Origin of the sequence: uncultured Methanobrevibacter sp. (assembly GCF_937898925.1) — an archaeon.
GTDB lineage: Archaea > Methanobacteriota > Methanobacteria > Methanobacteriales > Methanobacteriaceae > Methanobrevibacter.
In genome coordinates, this window is the sequence record NZ_CALDKF010000052.1 from 1 (window position 1) to 10457 (window position 10457).

Annotated in this window: 9 protein-coding genes; all 9 read right to left on the bottom strand. The window is 32.5% G+C overall.

Features of this window, described 5'->3' with window-relative positions:
* On the bottom strand, positions 1-2109 hold a 2109-nt coding region (locus tag Q0409_RS03980), incomplete at its 3' end, for a cation-translocating P-type ATPase (protein ID WP_298535322.1).
* A gap of 70 nt (positions 2110-2179) precedes the next feature.
* Positions 2180-2563 (bottom strand): helix-turn-helix transcriptional regulator, encoded by a 384-nt coding sequence (locus Q0409_RS03985; protein ID WP_298535324.1) that lies wholly within the window; start codon positions 2561-2563, stop codon positions 2180-2182.
* 475 nt (positions 2564-3038) lie between these two features.
* Complete coding sequence (locus Q0409_RS03990; RefSeq protein ID WP_298535326.1) at positions 3039-3734, bottom strand: HisA/HisF family protein; 696 nt, start codon at positions 3732-3734, stop codon at positions 3039-3041.
* 34 nt (positions 3735-3768) lie between these two features.
* Entirely contained in the window at positions 3769-4392 is a 624-nt protein-coding gene (locus tag Q0409_RS03995; RefSeq protein WP_298535329.1) for a metal-dependent transcriptional regulator, read from the bottom strand.
* Positions 4393-4460: 68 nt separating this feature from the next.
* Positions 4461-4670, bottom strand: a complete 210-nt coding sequence (locus Q0409_RS04000) for a hypothetical protein (protein WP_298535331.1) — start codon at positions 4668-4670, stop codon at positions 4461-4463.
* 66 nt (positions 4671-4736) lie between these two features.
* Complete coding sequence (gene feoB / locus Q0409_RS04005) at positions 4737-6764, bottom strand: ferrous iron transport protein B (RefSeq protein WP_298535333.1); 2028 nt, start codon at positions 6762-6764, stop codon at positions 4737-4739.
* Between the two features lie 215 nt (positions 6765-6979).
* Positions 6980-7762, bottom strand: a complete 783-nt coding sequence (locus Q0409_RS04010) for a TlyA family RNA methyltransferase (RefSeq protein WP_298535336.1) — start codon at positions 7760-7762, stop codon at positions 6980-6982.
* 480 nt (positions 7763-8242) lie between these two features.
* Positions 8243-9439 carry an NAD(P)/FAD-dependent oxidoreductase gene (locus Q0409_RS04015; protein ID WP_298535338.1) on the bottom strand — a complete coding sequence of 399 codons (1197 nt, stop codon included), beginning with the start codon at positions 9437-9439 and terminating at the stop codon, positions 8243-8245.
* Positions 9440-9624: 185 nt separating this feature from the next.
* Complete coding sequence (locus Q0409_RS04020) at positions 9625-10176, bottom strand: hypothetical protein (RefSeq protein ID WP_298535340.1); 552 nt, start codon at positions 10174-10176, stop codon at positions 9625-9627.
* Positions 10177-10457 lie beyond the last annotated feature (281 nt).

Here is a 10457-nt window from a genome sequence, read left to right on the forward strand (position 1 = left end):
TTGGTCCTTAAGGTCTTTTATTACTTCTGCAGCATTATCTCTGATCTTGTCAACTACAGTTAAACCTGCAATTACTCCATTTTCATCACCAATGAATACCAAAGTTTTTCCTTCAGAAGTATAACTATTGATTTCATCTCTTGAAACATTGAACTCACTTCCTTCAATCAATGACTCATTTGCGGCATAGTAACGTTTTCCATCAACGGTACCGACAATTCCCTTACCTGGAATGTTCTTGAAATCTTCAATCTCATCAAAGCTTATTTCATTAATTCCTGCATAATCAACGATTGCCTGAGCGATTGGGTGAGAAGAACTGTGTTCCAATGAAGCAGCTATTCTTACAATCTCTTCTTCACTGTAAGCATCATTTATAACATTTATATCGCTTAATGCAAGCTTTCCTTCAGTTAAGGTTCCGGTCTTATCAAAGATAACCGCTTTAACATTACGCATTTCCTCTACATATGTACTTCCCTTGATAAGAACTCCCTTTCTGGTAGCTGAAGTGATTGCTGATACCATTCCTATTGGAGTGGATATTAAAAATGCACAAGGACAAGAAATTACCATGATTGAAAGTGCCTTATAAACCCAATCTACCAAGTTCTGACCAAAGAAGAGTGGAGGTATAAATGCTACACAGGCAGAAATGACTATCATTAAAGGAGTGTAATATTTGGAAATACGTTCCACCAATGTTTCTGTAGTGGATCTGTTCAATTGTGACCTTTTAACAAGAGTTACAATTTTTGAAATTACTGAGTCCTTAGCTTCTTTGCTAACCACCATTTCAAGATATCCGTCTTCATTTACAGTACCTGAAAAGACCTCATCACCGATGGTTTTTGTTACAGGAAGACTTTCACCAGTGATTGAAGCTTGGTTTATGGAAGATGTACCATATACAATATTTCCATCCAAAGGAACTTTATCTCCCGGTCTGATGATGACAATTTCACCTATTTTTACTTTGTCAACATTACGAACTTCCTCTCCATCGTCAACTTTGACTCTTGCAGTTTCTGGAGCCAATTCAACCAATGACTTGATTGAACGTTTTGCACGAAGTTCAGCATAATCCTCGAGGAATTCCGCTATATAGTATAATAATGCAACTGCCGCACCCTCTTCACCGTGACCGATAATGAATGAAGCTATACATGCAATCACCACAAGAAGTGCAGGTCCAATGGTATGACGTTTTACAAGTGAGTTATAAGCCATTACAGCTATTTCATAACCTGCTATAAGAGCAGCAATCATGTAAATTATTGTAACAATGGTCATGTCAAAAGATAAGTATTCAAGTATATGTCCTGCTATAAATAAGATTCCACTTGAAACCATGATTTGAATAGGCCTATTTGAGAGTAGAGGTTTTCCTTCTGCAATAAGGTCTCCATCCCCATGGCTGTGGTCATGTCCATGGCTATGTCCGTGGTCATGGTCATCATCTGCACAATCAGGACATGCACAAAGTGAGAAATCATCTAAATCATCATGGTCATGATGGTGATGATCATGGTCATGGTCATGACAACCGCAATCAGGGTCTTCACAAGAATCTCCCACTACTTTAGGACTGTGGTCATGGTCATGAATGTGATGTTCATGATTATGCTCATGATTATGCTCCTCTTCATCATGACAATCATCGTCATCACAGCCACATCCACAAGACTCATCATGATGCTCTTCCACATGTTCATGGTCATGCTCATGTTCATGGTCATGCTCATGTTCATGCTCATGCTCATGGTCATGATGGTGATGCTCATGACTGTGGTCATGTTCATGGTCATGATGGTGATGCTCATGATCGTGGTCGTGATGATGGTCGTGATCATGGCCATCATCTGCACAATCTGGGCAACCACATAGACTTATATCAACATCTTCATCATAATCTATCTCTTCTCTATGATCAAAAACACTTAAGTCAGTGCTTTTCTGATAATCCTTCAATAACTGCTTATTGTAATGATTTTCATTCATACATTTTTCATCACTGCAGTCAGGATCAAAACAAATATAATTGTAATGTTCAGGATTGAAGCATTCCTCTTCATTACAATCAGGATCATAACATTTATTTTCTACCATATTGACACCTTAATGATTAATAAATTAAAATTGATAATAATTTAAAAGTTTAATTGAAGAATATCCAAAATTATTCATTCAAGTGCTCCAAACCCATCTTGAAAATCATTTCAACGTGAAGGTCAGTCAATGAATATCTTGCCTGTTTTCCTTCTTTCTCAAATTTAACAATATTATGCGCTCTCAATATCCTTAATTGATTTGACACTGCATTCTGATTCAAATCTAAGGCTTCGCATATGTCACATACACATAAATCCTCATAGCTCAAAAGGGAAATTATCTTAAGCCTTGTTGGATTTCCAAAAATCTTAAAGAACTCTGAAAGGTCAGAATATTCGTCATCAGCCAAAATATGCTTTTTAGCTCTTTCTATTGAATCTTCATGTGGGTGATATATTTCACACATATCATCATTTTTATTTTCTTCATTTTGTGAATTTTGATCTTGCATTTAGAACACCTATTTATAATAATAGTTTTCACATCAACATATTTAAATGTTTTCATATCATGATATTATGATATGTTATTAAAAAAGATATGAAAATAAGAGAAAAGTAATAAAAAATTAGAAAAATAGGAAAAAATAGGAAAAAGATAAAATAATTTAACTATATGAATAAACGTAAAACAAAGAAAGGACCTATTGATGCAAGTAGGAAAAGCCCTATTCCTAAAGCAGTAATATGCTTTTGTTCATCCATTATTCCATTAATGATTAATAAAATGCTAAAAAATCCTAATATTAAGGGTAGAATATGAGAAAATATAATAATAAATCCATTTGCCATTTATATCACATTAATACTTTTTACAATTATATAATAATTTATTTCATTTAATATTTAAATTTTAAGAGAAAAAATAGCTAAAAAATAAAAAATTTAAAATTAAGATTTGATTAAAATTTGAAATAAATAAAAGAATCAGAAATTGGTGATGTTTATTTCCCCTTTATGCAAAGCAGTTCCAACCAAAGCCTTTTTGATTCCCAATTCATTGATTAAAGTAATCTCATCCTTAGTTATTCCACCGCCTAAAATGATTTTGTCCTTGAATTCTTCAAACTTGTCAAGCAATTCCTTATTGAATCCAGCTTCTGTTCCAACTGAAGAGATATCAAGCAAAATTATTTCATTTGGATCTATTCTTCTCAAGACTTCCTTGAATCCTTCCAAATCCAAGTCCATATGTTTAGTGTACAATTCATTATTCTTTACATCCACACTTACAATGATTCTTTCCTTTGGATACTTTTCAAAGATCTTTTCAAGCTCTTCAATTGATTCTAAAGTTTCAGTAGCTACAATGATCTTATAAGCGAAATCAAGCATGAACTCAAAGGTTTCAAGATTATCCACACCTACATCCACAATAACCGGCAAGATGGTGTTTACTTCCTTTATCTTATAGATGTTATGATTTCCGTTTCTTTCAATAAGGTCCAAATCAGCAATATACATCTCTTTTGCATTAGCCCTTTTCAATGAGTTGGCTATTTCCACAGGGTCAGATGAAGATGCATAAATGGTTTGCAAAGGAGTGTAAGTGTCTCTATTGCCGCTTTTACCGGATACAGCAACAGAATTCATTAAATCTAGAACAGGAATAATCTCTAACATATTTTCACATCTACAATTATTTTGTAATTATAAGTTATTCATCTAATTTAATAAATATTTCGTTAGCCAATTCCTTGTCTACAGCAAGTTGGGTGTTTCCCAATTGGAAGACATAATTAGGGAATTTTTGGATTAAGCAAATTTTAGAACCTGGAATAAGCCCTAAATTCATGATTTTTCTTAATTTACGAGCATCTTCCGTTTTGATGTGTGAAACCTCACCGGATTCTCCACTGTGACAAGAAACTAAAGGCACGGAGTACTCGTTTCCTAAATCATTATCATTATCCCCTTTAGGGATTGGATTGTTGTGAGGGCAGTTTTCAGGGTTTCCCAAGATTCTGCATATATTGTCTTCAACCTCTTCACTCATTACATGCTCAATCTGGTCTGCCAATTCTTCCATTTCGTCCATGTCAGCTAAAAACAAGTCTGCTACAACCTTTTCTGCAATCCTATGTTTTCTAACCAATGACCTTCCCAAACGTTCCCCACTTTCAGTTAGGTTAACAAAACCGTCATCAATCTTGATATATTCCTTTTTAGCCAATAATTCAATATCTTCATTATTAAATTCTTCAATGACCAATTTCTCTTCCTTTTCAAATTCTCTAACCCAAATATCACGCAAATAATGTTCAATCTCACTTTTTTCCATTTTAAACACCAAACTGTTAGAAACTATTTAATCATGCTCTTAATATATAAACGCTAAATTGTTAGAAACTATTTAATCATGCTCTTAATCTTTTTAAAGCTGTCTTCCATAAACTTATAGGATTTGGATTCCGGCAGAATCTCATATCCGCAATTGGGACATTTCACTGTTTTGCAATTAATAGGGCATGAATCACAGCTGATTCCATCGCATTTTTGAAATGTGAAACCGCAGAATTCACATTTGATTATTTGATCTTTCATCTTATTTTCACCCATTTTAAAGCCCCATCAATTTAAAATATACATTAAGAATAATAATTATAAAACTATAAAACTATAAATCTATAAAACCACATGTAAGCTAGTTAATATTAGGTTTACTATAAAACCCATTGTAAATGCAAGAACTATGCTCATTACAGCAATCAAACCAGCTAATTTCACACCTCTTTCCTTAATCATTATCATCAATTGAGCCACACAAGGCAAGAACAATGTCAATGTTACAGATGCAACAAGCAATTGAACTCCTGTCAATTGATTCTGAATTGTCATAAGTCCTGCAGCACCAAAGTCCCTTCTAAAGAATCCAAGAACGAATGAGGAACTTGTTGAAGTTGGAAGTCCAATCGCATGGACAACAGGGCTGATGCATGCAATAATCCATTGGAATATTCCACATAAGTCAAGTGCCCAAATGATTACACTGATCAATATGAAAATTGGAATCAATTCCTTGATATACATTACAAGACGTGTCCAAGTCTTTTTAGCTATGTGAGACAATTTAGGCCATCTTAAAGGAGGCAATTCCATAAAGAAGCTTGGCTGTGCACCTGGAACAAATCTTTTTGCAAGGAAACCTATGACAACAAAGTTAAATAGGATTACCACTAGCCAAATCCAGATGGCATTTTGATGTTGGGATAAGAGAGCCATAATAACCCCTAATTGTGCAGAACAAGGAATTGTAAGAGCCATAAGCATTGTAGCAATATTACGCTCCCTTCTTGTCTCAAGTGTTCTTGTAACCATTGTTGCCATACTTCCACAGCCAACTGCAAGTACAAATGGGATAACGCTTCTTCCACTTAAACCAATCTTTTTGAATCCATTATCCACAAGAAGAGCAAGCCTTGGAAGGTACCCGCTATCTTCAAGGATTGAAAATACAATGAAGAAAAGGGATACAATAGGCAGGATAATACCAAATCCATAGGTTAAACCAAGAGTGACGATACCATATTCACCAACAAAGAGATTTTGAATCGGTACCCATGGAATGTATTGGACAACAACTGCAGTTACTGCAGGGTTGATATACTGGCCAAAAATGGTGTTTTCCAAAAAGTCTACAAGAATGCCTGCTCCAAGCACTCCAACTATAAGATAAAGTCCGAAGTACAATACACAGGCAAGTATGATCAGTCCATATATTGGGTGAATCATTATTCTGCTTAACTTTTCACCTAAACTATCATTATCTTGAACGTTTACACTATCAATTGTTGTGTAATTTGATTTGATGTGTTTAGCATAATCAGCTAGCCTAAGCTTTGTCAAATACTTGACAGGTTGGTCAAATTTGGCTTTTTGAGCATCAATAACCTTTGACAAAAGCACATAATCTTCTTTCTCTTTTACAAGGTTTTCACTGTCTTCATCACCTTCAAGAAGAGAAACAGCCAAATATCTTTTAGAAACAGGATAAGATCCCTTGATGTTATTCTTTATCTCAGAAATAGCTATTTCAATAGACCTTCCATAGTCTACATCCAACAGTGTTCTTGATTCGCTCAACAGTTGATTTTCAATTGAATCATAGTTGACGATTGTATGCTTCAATTCATCCAATCCTCTGTTTTCTGCAGCTGCAGTTAAGACAATTGGAATTCCGAGCTCATGTGACAAACTTTCAGCATCAATGCTTGCTCCAATCTTTTCAAGCTCATCCATCATGTTTAAAACTAAAATGACCTCTTTTCCTGCATCAATCAACTGCAATGTAAGGTCAATTGACTTTTCAATGTTTTTAGCATCAACTACATGAACCATCAAGTCAAACTGTTCATCCAAAACCAATAATTTAGCTACTCTTTCCTCTTCTGTGATTGTATTCAAATCATAAAGTCCTGGAGGGTCTGTTATGTGAACTGTCTTGTTTTCATAGGTGAAATTACCTTCATCGATATCTACTGTGGTTCCAGGATAATTTGAAACCACTGCAGTCATACCGGTCAATTTATTGAATGTTAAACTCTTCCCTACATTAGGACTTCCTATTAAAAGAACGTTTTTGTAATATGCTTTATCATTATTTATTGATTTTTCATCATTTGAATCAATTTTAGAATTATTTTCTTTCCCCATTTTTATCTTCTCAAAAATTGAATAAAAACTACTTAATAATCTTTTACCTAAAACTAATTTTATCCCGTAATATTGGATAAAACCATAAAATATATATCTATTTTTAATTTACTTACTTAATAATGTATATATGTAAAAAATTAGACTTATTTATCGGCTAAAAAGAAATTAGGTAAACCTAAATAATATTTTATTTCCTAATTATATAAATATTTCTATAAAAAAGCTTTTTCTACAACATCATCTATAGAAATTTCACAAGATTCTTCATTTCTTTTGAAATGAGCTAAATATTCTATATTCCCATTTTTACCCTGAATCTTAGAAACATCCAAGTTCATGATGCTGTAATCATATTTCTTAAAATAAGTTATTATATCCAGAATAACATCCTTATGAACTTCCTTGTCATTTATAATCCCTTTGAATTTATCAGCTATTTCCTTACCGCATTCAAATTGAGGCTTGATGAGGAAAACCAATTCAAAATCCTCATCTTCAAATGATATCCTATCAATAATATGCTTCAATGAAATGAAGGACACATCTGAAACTATAAGGTCAATGTTTTCAAAGAGATTGCTTGGAGCATTCTTGAAGTTCAATTGCTCATAGAGCTCAACCCTTTCATCTTCCCTTAATGAATCTGCCATCAAGTCAGTTCCAACATCAATAGCCACTACCCTTTTAGCGCCATGCCTTAATGAGCAGTCTGTAAATCCTCCTGTGGAAGATCCGATGTCCATAATGTTTTTATCTTTCAAGTCCAAATTAAAAGAGTCTATTGCGCCTTCAAGCTTCAGTCCAGCTCTTGATACATACTTAATGGAACTATTGTCGATTATTTCCACTTTATCATAATCCTTAACAATATAACTGGCTTTTGTAACTATTTTATCATTTACCTTCACATTATTGGATTTGATCAATTCCTTTGATTTGGTTCTAGTGGCAACAAAATTATTGCTCACCAAATATTTGTCTAATCTCTCTTTCATTAAAACACCAATTACATTGTAAAAAAAATAGAATTTTTATAATTATAATCTATATTTTGTTCATTTTACTTATTAAAACTAGATGCTAAAAAAATATCAAATTATAAAAAAGAAACTCATTGCCATATATAAAAAGCATTACAAAAAAGTAGAAAGAGAATAAAAAAATAAAAATGGGGAGAAAAGAAAAGAGAATTCATCTCTTTTCTTATTCATATTGTGTTTAAAAATACTAGCTAAGATTAAAAATAAAGAGAATGAACCCTTAAACATATTTTATACTTTATAGTATATAAAGTTTACTTGAAAAATAATAAAATTTAATTGATATGAATAAAATTTAAAAAAATTGTGTGTTTATTAAAAATTATTAAGAAAAATATTATTTTTTAAAAAAAATATGAAAAAATAGAAAAATAAAAAATAGATTATTGATTAAAATAGAATTTTAAACAATTTTGTAAAAAAATAGATTATTGATTAAAATAGAATTTTAAACAATTTTGTAAACTTCAATGCAAGGCGAGGGGATATCTTTAAAAATACTTTTAAAATATCGCTTGGAGTCATATTCTTGTAATCAAGCCCTACGAATGCATGAATAATCTTATTTAAATCATCATCACTTAAAGAAGCATATACCTCATGAGCAATAGCTAATTTAGGAATAGCCCCTTGAGTGTATTCATCATATAAGACCTCATATTCACTTAACCTTTCTGCTGAATAATCCTTAGCCCTGACTGCCCTTGCAGCCACTTGGCCAGCAGTCTTTCCACCAAGCATTCCCAAGATGATTCCACCGCCAGTGATTGGGTCCACTTGACCTGCAGCATCACCGCAAACCAATAGGTTATCGCTATAGATTTGGCCGATCAATCCTCCGATTGGATCTCCACCTACATTAAGTTCAACTGCCTTGGCATTTTTCAAAGGAGGATAAGATTCAATGAATTCATTTAGGTATTCAATAGCTGGCTTTTTGCTTGTTGAAGATATTCCAATACCTACGTTAGCAGTATCATCTCCCTTTGGAAATACCCAAGCGTATCCTCCACCAGCAAAAGCACCTAAATGAAGCTCAATCAAGTCCATTCTCTCACAATCAACTCCAGCCATTTCATATTGAACTCCAGACATCATATCATGTGGCTTTGTAGTGGAGTTTATGCCAAATGCCTTTGCCACCCGAGATTCAGGACCATCAGCTGCAATTACAATGCGAGCCTTTATTTCAATGATTTTCCCCATATGTTCACAATCGATTACATAAAATGAACCTTCTGAGTCCTCATCTTTCATAATGGATTTTGCCAATGTCTTAACCATTATTTTGGCACCAGCTCTTGCAGCATCCATAGCCATATACTTATCAAAGACCTTACGCTCAATGATATATCCCTTTTCAGGAAGTATTGTCTCATCAAGAGTCAACCTTGTCTTATCCGGTGCAATTATAGTTCCCCCATTGATTCTCTGAACGGCCCATTGCGGATTAGGTTCAATCTCCAGCCATTTAAGACCATGGTCATAAATACCCTCAGCACATCTTTTAGGAGTACCTATTTCTGACTTCTTATCTATCAAAATTACACTTGCCCCTCCTAAAGCAGCATGCTTTGCAGCAGCAGAGCCAGCAGGACCTGCACCAATTACTAAAACATCAGTTTCCATCATAATTATCATCTAAATTAAGAATATTTTAATTCATACTCGTAAAAAGTTAAAATCATATTATAATTACAAGAATATAATATTTAAATTTTTAGAAATTGAGTGATGAGTAATTAATTAAATTATGAAATGAAAATAAAATAAGAAAAAATAGAATAGAAAAATAAAAAAAGTTGAAATGGTTTAATTTAGAATCTTATACCAAAGAATGATGGTTCCTCAATTAATACTTCAGATAAGTAATCTTTATCTGTTGTTACGATTACAACCAATTTATCATCCTGTGAATAAGCAAAAGAATAATATGGAGGGATTGTAAGGGTAAATGTAAGATTTCCACTTTTAAATTTGGTTACGTTTTTAGGATGATAATCTAAATATCCTTCAATCCCATTAATGGTTTCAAGGTCTCCACCAACACCTTTAGCGGTATCCTGAGTTGCTTTATGGGTAGGATTTTTAGAAACAGCTATTGAAATTGAATCGTTATCATTATCATAATTTTTTATGGTTGAGAAATATGGTACACCATCAACTGTCCTATTGTATTGTTCTGTATTGTTAGTAATGAATTCCTCAAATCCATCTGGAATATTGAAATCGATTCCATCAATTGTAACCTTTCCTATACTTGAAGTTTGACTGCTATCATCACTTCCTAAATCCAAAGCATAGACACTGCCTATGCTTACAATAGCTAAAATAGCTAAAATCAACAGAGTAAATAGTTTTTTATTCATTTTTATCAACCCAAATAATTGTTAATTATATTTATATCCTTTTTTACTTAATATAGTTATTTATTTAAATATTTTAAAAAAAATTATTTAATTTTTAATTTAATTCATTAATGATTATAAAAAAATAATAATATTCTGAAAAATTATTAAAAAATATTCAAAATAAAAAAAAGAAAAAATAATATTATAAAAAAATAAGAAAATAAAGAAAATAAATAATATAAAAGAAAAAGAAAAAAAAGAAAAATAAGAAAATATTCTTAAAATCTAATAATACAATT